This is a genomic window from Acidimicrobiales bacterium (assembly GCA_035316325.1).
Classification (GTDB): Bacteria; Actinomycetota; Acidimicrobiia; order Acidimicrobiales; family VFJN01; genus DASXTK01.
This window is the reverse complement of sequence record DATHJB010000174.1, coordinates 1-18957: the sequence shown is the minus strand read 5'-3', so window position 1 is coordinate 18957 and position 18957 is coordinate 1. Positions and strand designations below refer to the sequence as shown.

Annotated in this window: 17 protein-coding genes; 14 read left to right on the top strand and 3 right to left on the bottom strand. The window is 68.9% G+C overall.

Going from position 1 to position 18957, the window contains the following annotated elements; translation table 11 throughout:
* Positions 1 to 61 precede the first annotated feature (61 nt).
* Entirely contained in the window at positions 62 to 949 is an 888-nt protein-coding gene (locus VK611_23540; GenBank protein HMG44327.1) for a zinc-binding dehydrogenase, read from the top strand.
* An 821-nt stretch (positions 950 to 1770) separates the two neighbouring features.
* On the opposite strand, the gene VK611_23535 is transcribed toward VK611_23540, so the two are convergent.
* Positions 1771 to 4830, bottom strand: a complete 3060-nt coding sequence (locus VK611_23535) for a PKD domain-containing protein (protein HMG44326.1) — start codon at positions 4828 to 4830, stop codon at positions 1771 to 1773.
* A 515-nt stretch (positions 4831 to 5345) separates the two neighbouring features.
* Between VK611_23535 and VK611_23530 the strand changes: the two genes are divergently transcribed.
* The 11 genes from VK611_23530 (at position 5346) to VK611_23480 (ending at position 14854) form a co-directional block, all read left to right on the top strand.
* Positions 5346 to 6779, top strand: a complete 1434-nt coding sequence (locus VK611_23530; protein HMG44325.1) for an ankyrin repeat domain-containing protein — start codon at positions 5346 to 5348, stop codon at positions 6777 to 6779.
* Between the two features lie 264 nt (positions 6780 to 7043).
* Positions 7044 to 7466, top strand: coding sequence for a helix-turn-helix transcriptional regulator (locus VK611_23525; GenBank protein ID HMG44324.1), 423 nt, complete (start codon positions 7044 to 7046; stop codon positions 7464 to 7466).
* A 108-nt stretch (positions 7467 to 7574) separates the two neighbouring features.
* Positions 7575 to 8738 (top strand): radical SAM protein, encoded by a 1164-nt coding sequence (locus VK611_23520; GenBank protein HMG44323.1) that lies wholly within the window; start codon positions 7575 to 7577, stop codon positions 8736 to 8738.
* A gap of 26 nt (positions 8739 to 8764) precedes the next feature.
* Positions 8765 to 9490, top strand: coding sequence for a Phenylacetic acid catabolic protein (locus VK611_23515; GenBank protein HMG44322.1), 726 nt, complete (start codon positions 8765 to 8767; stop codon positions 9488 to 9490).
* A 14-nt stretch (positions 9491 to 9504) separates the two neighbouring features.
* A complete protein-coding gene (locus VK611_23510) occupies positions 9505 to 9984 on the top strand; it encodes a MaoC/PaaZ C-terminal domain-containing protein (GenBank protein HMG44321.1) in 480 nt (159 codons plus the stop codon).
* 92 nt (positions 9985 to 10076) lie between these two features.
* On the top strand, positions 10077 to 10307 hold the full coding sequence (locus tag VK611_23505; protein ID HMG44320.1) for a hypothetical protein: 231 nt from the start codon (positions 10077 to 10079) through the stop codon (positions 10305 to 10307).
* Between the two features lie 42 nt (positions 10308 to 10349).
* A complete protein-coding gene (locus tag VK611_23500; GenBank protein ID HMG44319.1) occupies positions 10350 to 10766 on the top strand; it encodes an ester cyclase in 417 nt (138 codons plus the stop codon).
* 196 nt (positions 10767 to 10962) lie between these two features.
* Positions 10963 to 11334 carry a hypothetical protein gene (locus VK611_23495; GenBank protein HMG44318.1) on the top strand — a complete coding sequence of 124 codons (372 nt, stop codon included), beginning with the start codon at positions 10963 to 10965 and terminating at the stop codon, positions 11332 to 11334.
* Between the two features lie 153 nt (positions 11335 to 11487).
* Positions 11488 to 12690, top strand: a complete 1203-nt coding sequence (locus VK611_23490; protein ID HMG44317.1) for a substrate-binding domain-containing protein — start codon at positions 11488 to 11490, stop codon at positions 12688 to 12690.
* A 38-nt stretch (positions 12691 to 12728) separates the two neighbouring features.
* Positions 12729 to 13532: an ATP-binding cassette domain-containing protein gene (locus tag VK611_23485; protein ID HMG44316.1), complete on the top strand. Its 804-nt coding sequence runs from the start codon at positions 12729 to 12731 to the stop codon at positions 13530 to 13532.
* 2 nt (positions 13533 to 13534) lie between these two features.
* Positions 13535 to 14854 (top strand): hypothetical protein, encoded by a 1320-nt coding sequence (locus VK611_23480; GenBank protein ID HMG44315.1) that lies wholly within the window; start codon positions 13535 to 13537, stop codon positions 14852 to 14854.
* Positions 14855 to 15149: 295 nt separating this feature from the next.
* Here the strand turns inward: VK611_23480 and VK611_23475 are convergent, their stop codons facing one another.
* Positions 15150 to 16520 (bottom strand): CHASE3 domain-containing protein, encoded by a 1371-nt coding sequence (locus VK611_23475; protein HMG44314.1) that lies wholly within the window; start codon positions 16518 to 16520, stop codon positions 15150 to 15152.
* A 132-nt stretch (positions 16521 to 16652) separates the two neighbouring features.
* Positions 16653 to 17054, bottom strand: coding sequence for a response regulator (locus VK611_23470; protein HMG44313.1), 402 nt, complete (start codon positions 17052 to 17054; stop codon positions 16653 to 16655).
* A 211-nt stretch (positions 17055 to 17265) separates the two neighbouring features.
* On the opposite strand from VK611_23470, the gene VK611_23465 reads away from it, so the two are divergent.
* Positions 17266 to 18090, top strand: coding sequence for a LuxR C-terminal-related transcriptional regulator (locus VK611_23465; GenBank protein ID HMG44312.1), 825 nt, complete (start codon positions 17266 to 17268; stop codon positions 18088 to 18090).
* 420 nt (positions 18091 to 18510) lie between these two features.
* A partial coding sequence (locus VK611_23460) for a hypothetical protein (GenBank protein ID HMG44311.1) occupies positions 18511 to 18957 on the top strand: 447 nt, incomplete at its 3' end.

Sequence of the window (18957 nt, the reverse complement as noted above, 5' to 3'; positions counted from 1 at the left end):
AATGCGCGCCAGCTTGTCCAACGTCATGGCCCGGTCACGCCGCTACCGAGGAGGCACGCCCGTGCGCGCAGTCACAATCGTCGATGGCCAGCTCAGCTGGGAGACGCACGACAACCCCGTTCCAGGCGTCGGGGAGATCCTGATCGACGTCCGCGCGGCGGGGATCAATCCGGCGGATTTCGGCCAGATTCTCGGCTTCTACCCGGCCCCTCCTGGTTCGCCACCGGACATCCCCGGCATGGAGGCGGCGGGAACCGTGCAAGCCGTCGGTCCCGCCGTGACCCGTTTCGCACGGGATCGGGTCATGGCCCTTGTCGTCGCGGGTGCGCAGGCGGAGCAGCTCGTCGTCCACGAGGCCTGCGCTATCGCCGTCCCCGACCACATCGTCTGGGACCAGGCCGCAGGGTTCCCCGAAGCGTTCATCACCGCTCACGACGCGCTCTTCACCCAGGCAGCTCTGGCACTGGGGGAGAGGGTCTGCATCCACGGGGGAGCGGGTGGCGTCGGTACGGCAGGCATCCAACTCGCGGTCGCTGCGGGCGCGGCTGTCGTCGCAACGGTTCGCGATCCGAGTCTCCGGCCGGCCGTGGAAGCCCTTGGGGCCATCGCGGTGGACCCGACGGCCTTCGTGGAGGAAGGGCCGTTCGACGTCGTGCTGGAGCTGATCGGCGGGTCAAATCTCGACGGGGACATTCGCGCGCTCGGGACAGGAGGACGCATCTGCGTCATCGGGCTCAGCGGGGGAATGACCTCGGAGCTCAACCTGCTCGGGCTGATGGCCGCAAGGGGCCGGCTCCACGGCTCGACTCTGCGTGAGGTTAAAGGCCGGCGGGAAGTTCGGGAAGATCGTCCTCACGAACAACCACCAACAGGAATCCGCGGCATGACGACACTCGGATTGATCGGCAGCGATATCGAGCGTCTCTCGACGTGGTCGACAACGGCGTGAGGTGTGCCGTCACGCGGGCCGATTGGGCTGGCGATCTGGGTGCTCGGTGTGGGCGCCACTTGTCCTGGACAGAGGTGGCTGGGGGCGGCAGGCTCCTCGGTCGGTGTTGTGCACGCGTCGATGAGGCGCTCGACTGCAGGGGCGTCGCCGATCAGGTGCAACTGGTCGGTGGAGCGAGCGGTGTCGAGGTCGCTCTGGCCCCGTAGGAGCGCTGCCAACGTGGCGGGATTGGGTCTCGACGGAGGCGTCGGCACTGGGGAGCGGCTGCCGGTGGGCGGTGATCGTGCCGGCGGCGACGTGTAGCGCGAAGCAGTCGTCGCCCAGACGCAGTTCGTAGTCGGCGTGTAGGTCACCGGCCGTGGCTGCGTCGAAGCGGGCGCGCATGTGGAGACGTCGTTCTAGCGGCAGCCGTGTCGGTTCGATTCCGGTCGTATGGCGGTAGGCATCGCCTATGTCACCAAGGGCCACGGAGGTAGCCACTCGGTGGATGGCGGCGTTCGTAGGCTGCGTCGGCAGGTCACCCCCTACGTCGGAGCGTTGTGCTGCTGCGAGACCGCGGTCGGCGGCGGTCCATGCCAGGCCAGTTCGCCGAGCTTGGTCAGGACCAATGGCGGCGGCCTGGCCGGCGAAGGCGAGGATCCGTTCGAGCTGGGATGGGATGCTTCACTGAACTTGTCAAGGGACGGCTTGCGAGCCGCCGACCCTTGGGCTTGCAGGCCGACCCGTCTCGGGAGTCCTGGGCCGTCAAGGCAAGGGACCCGCTCCCCGGCGGGTCCCTTGCCTTGATCGCTGGATAGTTGGCTAAAGGGGGTTCGAGCTGGTCAGGTGGGTAGGAGCTCGAGGGCGGCGCATCGCAGGACGTCGAGCAGTCCGTTGGGTGGCGCGCAATCGTTGTTGATGCGTGCAATCAACCTGGCCTGCTTGAACAGCTCGGTGTTGGTGCTGTTCGGGTTGAGGCGAACCGTCTCGGCTGTCTGCAACACCGTCCAGAACTCGGTGTCACGCACGGAGTCCTTGTTCGTGTCGATCAGGTCGTCGAGGCGATAGGTGCCGTGGGCGAAGTTGAGCCAGGCGGCCAATAGCTCCCGGTCCAGCACGTCGGTGCGCTCACTGAGCAGGGGCAGCGGCGGTACCAGCACGTCCACCGCATCCTCGAAGTCCGCCAAGGGTCGTGCCTCGTCGAACACCTGACTGATGTCGTTGGTGATGTCCAGGTAGCACTGGAGTGTCTCCTCGTCGAGGTGCCGGATCGGCAGCGGGTTGGCGTACTCGACCAGCCACAGCAGCGGCGGAAGCGGGTGCTCGGCGTCGCTGGTGATGAGCACCGCCACACTCGTGCTCGTCGAAGTGCCGGTGTCGTCGTCGGTTGCCGTGAAGGTCGCCTCATACATGCAGGGCCGGTCGTAGGTGTGGCTGACGTTGTCAGGCACCGAGCGCGGCTGCACCGTGGGTGACGGCAAGGGATCGGCATCGGGCGGGTTCACCAACGACTCCCGCTCCGAGTTGGTGCCATCGCCCAGATCCCATGTGATCGTCAGATCGTCGCTTCCGGGATCCTCCACCAGGCCCTCGATGGTGACCGGCTCACCGACCCGGCCGACAACCGTCGGGACCCCGTCGATGGTGGGCAGCTGCGAGGTAATGCTCACCGTCGGGTTCACGTTGCTCGCCGACAACTGGATGCTGTCGCTGCCCGATCCGCCGTCTTTGTCCGTCAAGGTGACGGTGATGGGAAAGCCGCTGCCGTCGTCGTTGTCACCGTAGGTGTAGGTGGCGGTCACCACGCCTTGGAGAGGCGTACCGGCACCACCCGGGTCGGTCACAGTCACCGTGACCTCACCCTCCTGGCCTTCCTGGCCGACCGGAGCACCCCAGTCGACCTCGGCCGCAAACGGCTCGTCCAGGAGCCCCGGATCGCTGAACGCCGCCGTCACCGTCACCGTGTCACCTTCGGCGAGGCTGGTGACCTGATCCGGGTCGATGGTCAGGGTCGGCGCAACGTTGCTGATCGAGGCGGTGGTCTGGGCCGAGCTGCTCAGTCCCAGCCCGCCTGTCACCTTCAGCGTGACCGTGTAATCGCCGTCATCCACGTAGCTGTGCGTCGGAGTGGGACCGGTGCCGGTCGTGCCGTCCCCGAAGTCCCACTCGAAGCTCAGGCCACCACCGCTTGGATCCAACGAGCCCGAACCATCGAACGAGACAGCAGATCCCTCGGCTCCGGAGTAGGGGCCGCCTGGGTCAGCGACTGGCTCGAGCGCCTCGAGCACCTCTTGCCTGATCGCCTGAGCGGTCTCGAAGTCCAGCTCGTTCACGTGGTTTCCGGGATCGAAGCCGGCGTCGGGTGACAGCGCGGCCCGGAACCTGAGATTGCTCCAGTCGTCGAAGCCGGTGAGCGTCTCGCCTGGCGAGGCCGGAGATGAGCCCCGGTCGTTGAGGTCCACTGCGACGGACGCCTCGATGGGGCCGTCGTTGTCCCAGTCGATGGGGCCATTGCCGGCCGCGCTGAGGGTGCCGCCGCCATTGACGCTCCAAGTCGTGAGATCGGTGCCATCGGAGATACCGACGTTCTCGTCGAGCGCCGACTCATTCAGGGATGGCAGCGCCTGCCGGGAGTAGTCCAGCCTGAAGCGGGCATCGGCGACGCCGTCGTTGTTGGTGTCCACGTTGTTGGCCGGCAGAGTCGGATCAGGCACTCCGGTGACCTGGATGGCGTAGCTCATCGCGCTGAGGTAGTTGGGCTTGAAGTTGATGCCCTCACCGCCGCCATGACCTAATCCCAGGGCATGTCCCAACTCGTGCACGAAGGTGCCCGACTGCTCACGTGCGCTACCCACACCGTTGGTCCACGATCCCAAGCTGACCAGGGGATCTTTGGTGCTGTTGGAGCAGCACACCCCAGAGCTGCTCGACCCGGCTGCTCGGTCGTGCACCCACAAGCTGTAGTGGAAGTACGGGCGAAGGTTGGAGTTGAAGTTGTTTTGCCGCACGGTCTCGCCGCCGTCGCCCCAGCCCATGACAGCCTGCTCAGGAATAGGGTCGTCCACCACGATGATCAGGTCTATGCCCGAGCTCTGCCGCGGGAAGCCGCTGTAGGGACAGTCGGCCACCGCCGGCACCGGGGCGTCGTCGAACATGGCAACCGACTCGGCGATGGCCGCGTCCAACGGACGATGGGTGTGTCCGGCTGCGGCCATGAAGTCGATCTCGACCGCGATGGACTTGCGACACGGGTCGGCCCCCATAGCGCCGATGTTGGACACGACATTGCCCTCCATGTCGCGGATCCCGGAGCGTTCATAACAGTCCGGTATGCCGTCGCCGTCGATGTCCCGGTTCCCGGACAAGCTGACGTTGAACAGCACCCTGGCATTGGCGCCCTGCGACTCGCCGACGCCCCCGGGAACGTCACCGAACCAGTTACCCGAACCGAGGTCCAAGCTCAGATTGATCTCGTCGCCGCTGCTCGACACGTCGAGCTTGTCATTGGCCGACGAGTCGTCGTGGTCCCACAGCTCGATGACGATCGGCACGCTGCACACATCACCGCCCACGGACCGGCTGAACTGCCAGTTGGGGTGAACGTCGGGCGGGTCCGGGTTGTTCTGGTGACCCGACTCCTGGAAGCCCTGGCCGGCAATGTCCACGTTGCTGAAGTAGTCGTCAGGGCAGGGTACGAGGGCGCCCTCATCACAGCTCACCTCGAACACATCAGTGATGGTCACGGTGACCGTGATCGGCTGCACCGCCAACGGGGCCGTCGGGGCCGCGGGGGCCGCCGCCGCCGGCGCCACCCCCAAGGCACCTGTTGCCACGCTCGTCGCCATCGCCAAGCTGAAGACAAGCGCTCCAGCCAGCGCGCGATGTCGCTTCAAGTCGGTCATCTTTCCGCCTCTCCTATTTCGTCAGATACGCACTGCTCCACCGCGAGCACCCGCCGATGGATCAAGCAACGACGACCAACGCGACAGGCTCCGCCGGCCAGCACCACCTCAGGGCCCACCCGTTCCGCCAACGCCAGTCCTCTCTCGCACCATCACACAGGACGGCTACGCACGCATGAGTAACGGATACTGAACGTGGCGCGCGCCCGACGAACCGCGCGCAGTCAAGCTTCCGAAGCGGCCCAGAGATGGTCGGTACTGGGGTCTGGGGGAAGGGCTCGGGTGAGCGGCCGTTGGCGGCCACGATCATCGCGAGCCATCGCTCATACCGATCAGTGCCGCTTGCCCGGCATGTCCTCGTCCGGCGCTGATGCGACGGTGGCAGCCACGTTGGGGCCGAACGTTTCAGTCCGGGGAGCCAGCAGGTGTCGGGTCGTGTCACGCCTTAGGCTCCTCACCGCGGAGCAGCGAGCAGAACGAGCGAGGGTGCGGTGGAAGCCGATCAGGCCGGTGCGATGGCGGAGATCTCGGACGCCATCGTGGCCGGGATCCTGACGTCGCCTGAGCTGAGCGATCCCGAGTGGGACACCTACTCGCTGGTGGCGGAGGTGTCCGACGATGCGGTCGGGATGACGGCGTATCGCTATTCGGAGTCGGGGCCCCCTGTGTCCACGGAAGGTCCCGACGACGACGACCTGTTCTGGGACTTGCGCGACGCCACACGAGGGGCCGACGGACAGGCATGGGACGTCGTGCTCATCAAGATCCGTCGCGACACCGCCGACCTGGTGATGAACTTCGTCGCTGGTGACGCTGCCGAGATCTGGCGCGTTCGCCCAGAGAACATGGCATCGCTCCCCGAGTCCCTGCGGCCGCGCCCGGAGGACTTCCAGGCGGACGGAGCACGACCTGGCACGTCACATCAGATCGGTCGGGTGGCTACCCGCGCCTCTGTCGTCATCGAGCTCCACGAGGATGGAGGGATACGACTCACCACGCCCACGGCTGGTTCGGGACTGGCGTCGCTGCAGGCCACGTGTGACTGGATCGACGAGGCGAACCGACGCGGCGACTCGGTGCGACTGACCGGCGATCTCACGGCAGCACTCGCCGTGCCCGTCGCCGACGAGGTCCGCCGGCGAGCCACCTCGCTCGAGGAGACGCCGTCCGTACCCGCGCCCTGGTCACAGGGACACTCGTCGGTGCAGGCGGCAGCCTTCAGCGGTCTCACCGACCAGCTCGCCGATCTGCTCGATCGGGGCGCCTCACCCGACGTCGGCCGCGGGGGGAACACGCCGTACCGGTTGGCGATGCAACGAGGGCACGTCGACGCCCTTGCCATCCTCAGGAACACCGGCGCGCCGATGCCTCGCGGCCTGAAGCCCCCGGAGACGCTCCCGAACGCCGTCGTCTTGCGGGCCTACACACCACGGTGGCTCTGGTGGCTGCTGGTGCCCTTCGTCGTCCTCGCGGGGGCGGTCGTCGTCGAGGGAGCCCCTGCCGTGGCGCCGGGACTGATCGCCATCCCGCTGCTCGCCATCGCAACCGTGCACGTCGCCCTGGCCAACACGCGGTGCGCCATCGACGGCCCCCTCGTCGCCCGCCGGCGCGGCCGTGGCTGGCACGGTCCCGTCGACCTTCGCAAGCTCGACGCCCTCGGGTTCTCGCCGCCCGGCCCCGCACGGTCGCCCGTGATCTGGGTGCTCGGCCAGCGCCACGTCGGCGACGCTCCGAACGTGTACTCGAAGCGGGCGTTCAGCCGCGACCAACTCGCCGCCCTCGAACTCATCCCAGGCCTGCGCTTCGTCCCGATCTACGCCGCGCGGGGCTTCCTCTCCCCGGGCTTCGAGCTCATGCTCACCCGCCACATCGACCGGACCTCGGTCGTCGTCGGCACCCAAGCCGGACAGCGCGGCTGGCCCGAGGCCACGGGCACCCCGCAGCTGTGAGGGTTCGGTAGCCACCGGCCGAAGGGCGTAAGCCGATCGGCTCAAGTGCAGATCAAGAGCGGTTGCCGCGTTCGTAGCGGATGCGTATGGCGGAGTTCCCGTGATCTTCACGCGGGGCAACCGCTCGAATCGAACGGGCCTGCGTACGATCAGTGATCAGTCTGTGCAGGGGAGCCGACCGGCCAGGGCAAGGCGACGGTCGAACGAGGCCGGGGCCCGACGACGCGCCAGAGGCCAAGAGCAGGCGGAGGTTGCAAGCAGGCCGTGAATGGCGAGCAGGACAGCACCGACCGACTGCGGTCCCACATCGACCCCATCCTCCGGGCCATGGAGTCGCAGATCATCGCGGTTCGCGCCATCCTGGCCACGGCGCCCGAGGTCCGATCGGGCCGGGAAGCGGACGAGTCCGCCGAGAGGGACGACGTCGAGCCAGCCGTCGAGCCGACCCAGGCCCGATCGCCGGCCGAGGTTGCGTCGGAAGCCCTGCTGACGCCCCGTGAGCGGGAGGTTCTGTCCCTGCTCCTCGACGAGGGTTCGTCCAACGGGGCCATCGCCGCCCGACTCGGCATCCGGGAGCGCACGGTGAAGGCCCACCTCCGCTCGATCTTTCGCAAGCTGAAGGTGACCCGCCGGGCCGAGGCCATCGTGGCCGTCCTGTCCAGCGAGCGCGGCATCGACTCTGCGTAGTTACATGTGCAGATGGTGATGCGTTGCTTTCGTCTTTCATGGCGTGCCCATAGGGCTTACGTCGGTCGATCGATTGACGGTTTTCGGGAGGCGTGATCATCCTTTGACATGTCCACGGAGACGACCACGATCCCGGTCAGCGCACCACGTCGACGACCCTCGCCGGTCCGCCCCCTGGACCGCGAGACGGTTCGGGAGCGCCTGGCCGACATAGCCGCGGCGGCGCCCGACCTGGCCGAGCGGATCGGCCGGTTGCGCAGCTTCGGGCACACCGTGCGCAACACCGAGGTCCACCTGACCAACGCCTGCAACATCCGCTGCAAGGGCTGCTGGTTCTTCGAGTACGGCTTCGACGAGGCCACCGATGACGAGCGTGACCCGACCGAGCTGCGGGCCTTCATGGACCGGCTCAAGCAGCAGGGCGTCACCTCGGCCCTGCTGATCGGGGGCGAGCCGACGCTGGTCCCGCGGCGGATCGAGGCCTTCGTCGAGCACCTCGACTACGTCACGATCTCCACCAACGGGCTACGGCCGTTCTCCCGGGACGGCTTCGAGGACGTGGGCGTCGCCATCTCGCTGTTCGGTGGCGGTCCCCTGGACGACGAGTTGCGGGCCATCCGCCCGGGCGGGAAGACCTTCACCGGCCTGTTCGACAAGGCCCTGGCCAACTATCGGGACGACGACCGGGCCACGTTCGTCTTCGCCCTGACCGAACCCGGCGTCGACTACATCGAGGACACCGTCCGCAGGATCGCCGACAACGGGAACCAGGTCTCCTACAACTTCTACAGCGCCTACGGATCCGACGATCCCCTCGGCGCCGACGACAACAAGCGCCTGCTGGACGAGGCCCTCCGCGTGGCCGACGCCTACCCCGAGGCGGTGATCAGCCATCCGTACTACGTCGAGGCGATGGTGACCGGCCGCACTCACTTCGGGACCTTCGGCTACGACGTCTGCCCCAGCATCAGCGTCGACCTCGCCATCCACGCCGACCGGGTGGCCAACGGCAACCCCGTGCTGCCTGGCTTCAGCGTCTGGGGAGCCGACCTCCAGTCCCTGCAGTTCTGCTGCACCTCCGGGCATTGCGGCGACTGCCGCGACAGCCAGGCCGTGTTCAGCTGGCTGCTGGTCAGCATGAGCCGCTTCCTCGACAGCCCCGAGCAGCTCCGCACCTGGATCGAGGTGGCCGAGAGCTACTGGCAGCAGTGGTGCTGGTCGCCCTACCACCCGCGCAACGCCACGGCCACGGCCACGACCGGCGCCGCGTGACCCGAGTCCGAGACAAGGAGGTCGCAATGTCCCTAGACCAGGTGATCGTGGTCGACGCCGAGCAGGTGGACACCATGCCCGACGAGTACCGGGAGATCCTCGTCCACCAGCTCCTGGCCCACACCGAGGGCGAGCTCAGCGGGGGCGACGCCTACCAGCTGATGGCCCCGCACGCGCCCAGCGCCTACGAGCGCAAGGTGATCTACGAGGCCGCGGCCGAGGAGATGAAGCACTACATGGTCGGGGCCGAACTGCTGGAGCAGCTCGACGTCGACACCGGCTACATGCTCCACCAGACCCTCGACGAGCGGAGCCACTACCCGGCCGAGTTCATGCGGGACCCGAGCAACTGGGCCGAACGGGGCCTGACCTCGATGCTGGCCGAGCAAGCCGCGTTGGAGCACATCTACGAGATGGCCGACAGCAGCTACCGGCCCCTGGCCGAGACCTGCCCCACGGTCATCCGGGAGGAGAAGGGCCACATCGCCCACGGCCAGCGCATCATCCGCAGCCTGTGCGCCACCTCCGACGGCCGCGAGCAGGTGCAGGAGCAGCTCCGGTACAAGTGGCCCCAGGTGCTGGACCTGTTCGGCAGCAGCGACTCCAAGCGCTCCGAGCAGTTCCGCCGCTGGGGACTGCGCCAGCGGACCAACGGCGACGCCCGCGAGCGGTTCGTCTCCGCCACGCGGCCGAAGCTCGAGCAGCTCGGCTTGGACGTCCCCCCGGAGCGCGAGAACCGACTGTTCCTGTGAGGCATGCTCTGACCGTGCCTGCCGGTGATCCCGCGCCCGCCGACGAGCGTCTGGCCTTCGAGGACTTCGCGGTCGGCGACCGTCGTCGGCTCGGGTCGCGGGAGATCACCCGCGAGGCCATCGTCCGGTTCGCCACCGAGTTCGACCCGCTGCCCATCCATCTGGACGAGGAGGCGGCCGGACGGTCGATCTACCGGGGCCTCATCGCGAGCGGTCTCCACACGTTGTGCGTGGTGGCGTCGGTCGTGGTGGACGAGGTCCTGGCCAACTCCACCATGACGGGGTCGGCCGGGATGACCGGCACGAAGTGGTTCAAGCCGGTGCGGCCCGACGACGTCCTGTCGGTCGAGCTCGAGGTCGTGGCGGCCGAGCCGTGGGAGGGCCGGCCCACCATCGGGCGCGTCCGCATGCAGCTCGACGCTTCGAACCAGGACGACCAGCGGGTCATGACGACCCTGGTCGACTACCTCTTCCTCCGCCGCACCACGGCCTGACGGCCGCGCACCCTATCTGAACAGGGTTTTGGTGTTGTTTTCCCTAGTTTGGGCTTGACCTTCATGTCGACTCGAAGGCCTACGGTCCGCCCATGTCCACGACGTTCCAGATCGCCGAGGTGGCGCAACCCCAACAGGCCGCCGCCACGCTGTCGGCCCAGCCGGTCGACGGGCCCTGCGACGACACCAAAGCCGGCCTCGGTGTCCTCCTCGCCGTCGCCGCCGTCTTGTGGCAACGCCGCCGCCGCTACGCCCAGCAGCGCGAGCCCACCCCGACCGGCCCCGTCCCGCTCGATGCGCCGCAGCTCAGATCGCGGCAGTGACACCGAGGGCGGCGAAGCAGCGAGACCCGCAGACTGAACCCGATGACCGACCCGAAACACCTCGTCCAACAGCTCGTCGACGACGTCATCAACGCCAACGACAACGACGTCCTGGACGACATCGCCACCCCGGCCCTGGCCCGAACGCTGCGCCGGGCGTTCGACGAGTTCCGCTCGGCGTTCCCCGACTGGCACCAGGAGATCGTCGAGCTCGTCGCCGAAGGCGACACCGTCGTCGCCCGGTTCCGCTGCACCGGCACCCACCAGGGCACCTGGCAGGGCCTGGCTCCCACCGGTCGCTCCATGCGCATCGACGAGGTGTACTTCTTCCGGACCCGTGACAGCCGCCTCGCCCGCGCGTGGGGCCTCGAGGACACCTGGACCCGCCACCAGCAGCTCCGCGGCACCGCTCAGCAACTCGGCGACCACGGGTCACTCGACGATCCGATCCTCGGCTGACCGCGCCCGACGGGTGGGTCGACAGCGAGCGCGGCGGAGAGATCCAGCTCCTGGCCAGCTCCACGGTCGAAAGCAACCAGCCACATCGTCGAGCACCCAGTGAGTGACGGCACGTTCGCGGTCCCGGACACGCTCGACTACGCGAATGCCTGGCGTCGCCGGGGTCCAGCCTTGACACGCTCGCAGGGCGATCCATTTGCCAGCTGGTGCTCAGGCACACTCGCCCGCGGCGATCCTGAAGGACTCCGGGACGACGAGCGAGTGCAGCGACGAGTGCGCCGCCGCCTGGCCGCCCCTCACCGTTAGTGGCACGCCGACGGCCGGGAGCGGAGCGGACGAGTCGCTCGTCGGAACGACGCCACGTGCGGACGGAAAGTCACAGGTGACCTACAACGGTCACCCCGTCTACCGCTACTCGGGCGACCAGAAGCCCGGCGACAGGGCCGGTGAGGGCCTCGTCGCGTTCGGCGCCGGCTGGTACGCGCTCTCACCGGTTGGAGACCAGGTCTCCGCCACTGCGTCCGGCTCGGGCAGCTCGACCATCTCGAGCGGCGGCAATGGCTACTAGTGGCCGGGCCATGAGAGCACGCTGCGTGACTACGTGTTCGCGTAGGGACGGGCACCCCGCATCGGGCGCACGCTCCAGGTGCTACTCGACCGGCGCTGGAACTGCTGGTCCATCGGTCACGGCACCGTGCCGTTCGAAGCCACAGGAGGGAACATGCAGCGGACGCTGAAGCGAACGACGGTGGTGGGCACCACCGTCCTCCTGATGTTGGGCCTGGTGGCGTGCGGTGACGACGACAGCACCTCGTCGTCCCAGGCCAGCGGGTCGGCAGGGGCCGCCTCCATCTCGACGACCGACCTCACGAGCGACTTCTCCGCGATGGCGAAGCTCAAGGACCTCGCGAGCCAGGGCAAGGGCAAGATCGCCGTGCTGCTGCCCGACACGCAATCGTCGGCTCGCTACGTCTCCTTCGACGCGCCCTACTTGACCAAGGCGTTCGAGGCCGCGGGGCTGAGCAGCGACGACTTCAGCGTCCAGAACGCGCAAGGCAGCGCCAGCACGATGCAGACGCAGGCCGATGCCGCGATCACCAACGGTGCGAGCGTGCTCGTGGTCGACGCGCTCGACTCGGGGAGCGGCGCGGCCATCGAGCAGGATGCGAAGTCCAAGGGCGTCGCGACGATCGACTACGACCGGCTGACCCTGAACGGGTCGTCGAGCTACTACGTGAGCTTCGACAACGTCGTCGTCGGCAAGAGCATGGGCCAAGGACTGGTCGACTGCGTGAACCAGTGGAACGTCCAGAAGCCACAGGTCCTCGAGATGGACGGCGACCCGACCGACAACAACGCCACGCTCTTCGCCCAGGGCTACAACTCGGTCCTGAAGCCGAAGTTCGACTCTGGTGACTACGTGAAGGTCGGTGAGCCGGCCGGCACCTGGGACAGCCAGACGGCCCTGACGAACTTCGAGCAGCAGTTCACCGCCCACACGAACATCAACGCGGTGGTGACGGCCAACGACACTCTGGCGAACTCCGCCATCTCCGTGCTGAAGACGAACCAGATACCGGCGAAGACGATCCCCACCACGGGACAGGACGCCACGCTGATCGGGCTGCAGAACATCCTCGCCGGCTACCAGTGCATGTCGGTCTACAAGCCGATCTACACCGAGGCGCAGGCGGCCGTGGCGGTCGCCCTCTACGTCCGGGCGGGCGAGACCCCGCCGAGCTCGCTGGTGAACGGCACGACGAACAACGAGCAGACCGACGTCCCGTCCGTGCTGCTGAAGCCGGTGTCGGTCAACGCCGACAACATGAACGTCACAGTGGTCAAGGACAAGTTCGTGGACCCGGCGGAGCTGTGTGCCGGATCGTTGGCGGCGGCCTGCAGGTCGGCAGGGATCGGTTCGTAGTCGTGGCGACCATCACCCAAGCGAGTCGCGACGACTCGGTGCCAAGGGAATCCGTCCCTTCGCCCGGCAGCCCGCTGCTCGAGCTGCGCAAGGTCGGCAAGCGCTTCGGGCCCGTCCTGGCGTTGCATCGTGTCGACCTGGCCCTGACGGCCGGCGAGGTGACCGCGCTCGCCGGCGACAACGGCGCCGGCAAGTCGGTGCTGATCAAGACCATCGCCGGCATCGACCCCCCGGACAGCGGCCAGATCCTCTGGGAAGGCCGTCCGGTGCACATACGCACGCCCCGCGACGCGGCCGCACTCGGGATCCAGACCGTCTACCAGGACCTCGCGCTGGCCGACAACCTCGACATCGTGCAGAACATGTTCCTCGGGCGCGAGCGCACGAAGGAACGTCTGCTCGACGAGGACAGCATGGAGGAGTCGGCCACCGAGACGCTCGCCGGCCTCTCGGTGACCAGCGTGCGCTCCATCCGGCAGCCGGTCGCGTCGCTCTCGGGTGGACAACGCCAGGCCGTCGCCATCGCCAGGGCGGTCCTGTGGAACTCGAAGCTCGTGATCATGGACGAGCCGACCGCCGCGCTCGGCGTGGCCCAGACCGAGATGGTGCTCAACCTCGTCCGGGGCCTCGCCGACCGGGGCTACGCGGTGCTCCTCATCTCCCACAACCTCCACGACGTCTTCGTGGTCGCTGATCGCATCGCGGTCCTGCGGCTCGGTCGCATGGTCGCCAGCGGCAAGACCAGCGAGTTCGACGCGCAGGCCGTCATCGACTACATGACCTTCGGCCGCGCCGAACCGCCCCCCGGCGCCGGCAGCGCTCCCGCACGAGCAGGCGACTGACCATGGAGCGGCTCGACGAGCAGGCCAGAGCGCCGGACGATCAGACCAGGGCCGAAGACGACGAAGAGGAGCGCCTCGCCGCGTCGGCCGCCGAGGTCGCGGTGCCGGGCACCGTCGCCGCCGGCTCGCTCGCCGACTACCTCCACGTGTGGCTCGTCCGGCTGCGCGCCGGCGAGAGCGGCGTGCTCCCGGTCATCGTCGGGATGTTCCTCATCGCGGTCATCTTCCAGACGCTGAACTCCAAGTTCCTGACCGCGGGCAACCTCGTGAACCTGCTGGTCCAGGGCGCGGTCTTCATGATGCTCGCGATGGCCGAGGTGTTCGCGTTGCTCCTCGGCGAGATCGACCTCTCCGCCGGGTTCGTGGCCGGCGTGTCGGGTGTCACCGCCGCCGAGTTGGTCACGTCTGCGCACGGCGGCTGGCCGTGGTGGGTGGCGATCCTCGTCGCGCTCATGGTCTGCGCAGGGATCGGGCTGCTCCACGGAACCCTGATCACCCGGCTCGGCCTGCCGTCGTTCGTCGTCACGCTCGGCGGTCTGCTCGGTTGGCAAGGCGTGATGCTCTGGATCCTCGGCAACGGTGGCACGCTGCCGATCCAGGACAAGACCGTGAACGACATCGCCAACGCCAACCTCACCCCGGCGGCGAGCTGGATCGTGATGCTCGTGCTCGTCGCGGTCTACGGATTGGCGACGGGGCGCAAGGCGGCGCGGCGGCGGGCGCGGGGTCTCGTGGCCCCGCCGTTCAGCTTCACCATCGTGAAGGTCGTCGGCGTCGCGCTCGCCGGCGTGGTGCTCGTGCTGGTCTGCAACGCCGACCGCGGCGTGCTCGTGCCGATCCGCGGGATGCCGTGGGTGCTGCTCATCGTCCTGGGCGTGGTCACGGCGTGGTCGGTGCTGCTCGGGCGCACGCGGTTCGGCCGCCACGTCTACGCGATCGGCGGGAACGCCGAGGCGGCCCGCCGCTCCGGCATCAAGCTGGCGCGGGTGCGCACGTGGTGCTTCGTGTTGGCGTCGTTCACGGCCGGCATCGCCGGCATCATCTACGCGTCACGCCTGCGCTCCGTGTCGACGAACCTCGATGGTGGGACGCTCGTGCTCTACGCCGTCGCCGCCGCGGTGATCGGGGGGACGAGCCTGTTCGGCGGTCGCGGCAAGGCCATCCACGCCGTGCTGGGCGGCATCGTGATCGCGTCCATCGACAACGGCATGGGACTGCAGGGCTTCAGCGCCGCCTCGAAGAACATCGTCACCGCGATCGTGTTGATCGCGGCGGTCACCATCGATGCCTTGGCTCGGCGCGGGAGCACGACGACGCGCTGACCCGATGACCCTCGACGGCACTCGGCGTCCGCGGCCAGCTCCATGAACACGGTCGAGGCCTCGTCCTGCCGGTAGCAGGACACCAGGGCGACCTCCGCGAGGCGCTCCGTGTAGTCGCCCAGGGCCTGCACGGCCCGCGAGGCCGGCGTGTCGGCGACGGGCACCGTGGGGCCCGGCTGCGGCTCGGGGCGGGCGCGGGCCCCGACGAGGGGGGCCAGGCGGGTCACGTCGTCCAGGACGCCGAGCGCGGTCGTCCTCAGCAGCTCGCGGAGCTCACCTTCGACCTTCGGGCGCGTCAGCCGTCCACGAGGGGGATCGTGACCAGCAGCGAGGTCCCACCACCGGGCGGACTCGTGATCTCCAGACGTCCACCGCTCGCCTCCACCCGGTCCCTGAGACCGAGGAGCCCCGACCCGCGGCCCGGGTCGGCGCCCCCGGCCCCGTCGTCGCGCACCGCGAGGCGGAAGGTGCTGTCGGCGGCCTCGGCGTCCACCTGGATCACCGACGGCTCGGCGTGCTTGGTCGCGTTGGTGACCGCCTCGGAGACGACGTAGTACGCCGCGACCTCGACGGATGCGGGTAGGCGCCGGTCGACGTGCAGGTCGAGCTCGACCGGCACCGCGGAGCGGCGGGCGAGCGCCTTGAGGGCGGGCCCGAGGCCACCCCGCGAGAGGATCGCGGGGTGGATCCCGCGCGAGATCTCCTGCAGGTCCTCGACGGCCTCGGCCAGGCCTTGGGTGCTGCGAGCGAGCTGGGCGCTCAGCTGGTCCGACCCGGGCGGCACCATGGCTTCGGCGGTCCGCAGGTCGAGCCCGAGCGAGACGAGGCGCTGTTGGGTGCCGTCGTGGAGGTCGCGCTCGATGCGGCGGCGGGCGTCGTCGCCGGCGGCGACCACCCGGGCGCGGGACGCGGTGAGCTCGGCGCGGCTCTCCTGCAGCGAGCGGGCCATGATGTTGAACGACCGCTCCAACGCCCCGATCTCTCCCACCCCGGTCTCGGGCATGCGCACCGCGACGTCGCCGCCGGCCAGGCGGCCGGCCATGGCCGAGGCCCGACGGATGGGCAGCACGATCGCCCGCCCCAGGTAGGCCCCGACGAGCACGATCAGCAGGACCGACCCGACCAGACCCATGACCGCCCACGTCACTGCGCGGGCAGAGGCGGCATGGTCGCGATCCTGACGAGTTGTGGCCAGCGTGCGCTCAGCAGCTCGGAGCCGGTCGAAGTCGGCGCGCAACGCGTCGATGCGTCGCTTCCCCTCCAGCGCGGTGGCCACGCTCCCCGCCGTGGGGTCGCTACGCCGGGCCGCCTCGACGACCGGCACCGAGAAGTCCTCGACGTAGGAGGTGATGGCCTCGGCGATCGAACCGGCCCGTGCATGCTGGGCGGGAACGACGGCGAGCCGTTCCAACTGGTCCGTCGCGTCCGGCAGCGCGGTCTGCGCGCCCGCCCACGGCTGGAGGAAGCGCTCGTCACCAGTGAGGACGAAGCCCCGTTCGCCGGTCTCGAGATCGACGACCAGCCGCTCGAGCTGGTTGGCCGCCGCCAGCACCCGTTGGGAGTGCTCCGCCAGGTCGGCCGCGTCGCGCTCGCTCGCCGCCGCGGCGAGCAGGACCGCGAACGCGCTACCAACGATCAGCGCGAGCAGACCACTCGCGAGGACCATTCGGGCTACCAGCCCTCGTCTCGTCACTACGCGCAGTAAAGCCCAATGCCCGCGGCATGGCGAGCGCGTGACCGATGGTGCCTCCCGTGCGCATCGCGCGGGGCATCCGTCAAGAGCTTCCCGACGTCGGGATCACGTTCCTCGATCGCCGCTGACGTCGCCGCCCCCCGCCTCGTCGCCGAGCAAGCGGCGGATCGCGTGGGCCGACAGCCGGGACTTGGGCAGGAACCCGACGGCCGGGCTGGAGTCGATGAGATCCCTCAGGTCGGCTTCCGGGTAGGCCGAGATGAGGATCACCCGTCCAGCGTCGCCGTCCACCAGCTGCGTCAGCTGCCGGCACAGGTCGAGGCCGCTCTCGTCACCGAGGTCGACGTCGACCAGCGTGACGTCGGGCTGCCGGTCCCGGACCAAGCGGATGGCCTCGGCGCTCGTCGATGCCACGGCGACGACGAGCATCCCCTCTCGCTCCAGGAGCGCCCGGGCGGCATCGAGGAAGTGGGTGCTGTCGTCGACGAGGAGCAGGCGCAGGGCCATGGTCCCGTCACGATGGCAGCCGGCGCGACGGCGCACATTGCAGCTAGCAGGAATTCTCAGGGTGCCGCTCACCGCCACCCGAGATGCCCGCTGCCAGCGATGACGGCGACCGCTCCGGGCGCGACCGTGACAGGGGAAGCCAACTCGTCCCCGATCCGAAGGGCCAACGATGGGCGCTGCACCGGAACCACTCGTGATGGAGAGGCCCCCGATGCCGGCCTCGGCATGGGCTCGGGCCGGCCGGTCAGTGGTCGACCACCTCGCCGCCGACCTGGCCGGCACCGGCATCCGTGTCGCGTTGACCGATGCCGACCACGGCACGGATCGGCGGGCGCCCGAACCTTGGATCGGCGTCCGCGTGCCGATCACCGACCCCACCTCGGGGCGGGCCATCGGAGCGCTCGACCTCACCTCTCCGACGGCCGGGGCGAACCCGTTGATGCTGCCGCTCGCCACCCGGGCCGCTCGCGAGATCGAGCAGTGCCTCCTCGAGGATGCGGGGCTCGACGAGCGCCTGGTGCTCCACCGGTTCCTGAAGTGCCGGAGGGGCGCCAAGGGCCCGTTCGTTCTCGTCACCAACCGGCGGATCATCACCAACGCCGCCGCCGACCGGCTCATCGCTCCCGACGACGAGGCCGTCCTGCGCGACGCCGCACGCCGTCTCCGGGCCGGCCAGGCAGGCGACGTGCTGACGCTCGCCCTCAGCGGCGGGGCGGTGACGGCGCGGGCCGAGCCGGTCGTCGACGACGGGTCACCGGCCGGGATCGTCCTTCGGCTCGCACCGATCGCCCGCGCCGCGGTCGGGCCTCGCCCCCGGTGGGGGTGGGAGAGCCTCACCGACACCGAGCGCAGCGTGTCCCTGCTGGTCGCCGAAGGCCTCACCAACCGGCAGGCGGCCGAGCGCCTGTTCCTCTCGCGGCACACCGTCGACTTCCACCTGCGGTCGATCTTCCGCAAGCTCGGCGTCGAATGTCGCGTCGACCTGACCCGGCTGGTCCTCCTGTCGCCGAGCGACGCAACCGCGACGAGTTCCTGACCCTGCAGTCGGCGCCGACCTGACCGACATGCACGACGAGTGGCAGTGAAGCGAGCGCCGCCACCTGTCCGAGGCTCGAGCTCTTCTCTGTGGCGCCGCCTTCATCGCCAGCCTCGCGCTCGTCTGTCCCGCCGGCGCAGCCCTGGCCCATAGCAAGGCGACCAGCGTCGCCTCCCACCAGCCCGCCACGATGTTGGCCAAGGTCGGCGGCGTCCAGGTGAGGGTGTCGACGGTGCCGTGAGGTTGTCGCCCTTCGTGTCGTCGGTGCTTTTGCGGGCACGGGTGGCTTCTACACCGTTCGATCCACAGCCCCGCTGCTGCGAGCGGTCGCTGCGCCTTTCGTAGGCTCCGCTGGTATGCGGGTTCTGGCAGCTTGTTCTCTTGGGGGCGCCGGTCATCTGAACCCGCTGCTGCCGTTCCTTGCCGCTGCCCATCGGCGGGGGGGATGAGACGCTGGTGGTGGGGCCGCCGGCGTTGAGGGAGATGGTGGAGCTCACTGGTCATGCCTTCTGGGCTGGAGGCGAGCCCGATGAGGCTGAGGTGGCGCTGATCAGGGAACGTCTCCCGGTTGCCTCGCCCGAGGAAGCGTCGATCCTTGGCAATCGGGATCTGTTCGGCCGGCTGGCGGCCACGGCGATGCTGGCGGGCGTGGACCGGGTGTGTGGCGGGTGGTTGCCTGATCTCGTGGTGCGGGAGCCTGGCGAGTATGCGTCGGCGATCGTGGCTGGTCGGCGGGGCATCCCGACCGCTCAGGTGGCTATCTCGCTGGCGGAAGGCGAGGCAGGGTCGATCGCTGCGGCTGCACCCGCGTTGGAGGAACACCGAGCGGGTCTGGTGGAGGAGTTGCGGGCCTCGCCGTACCTGACG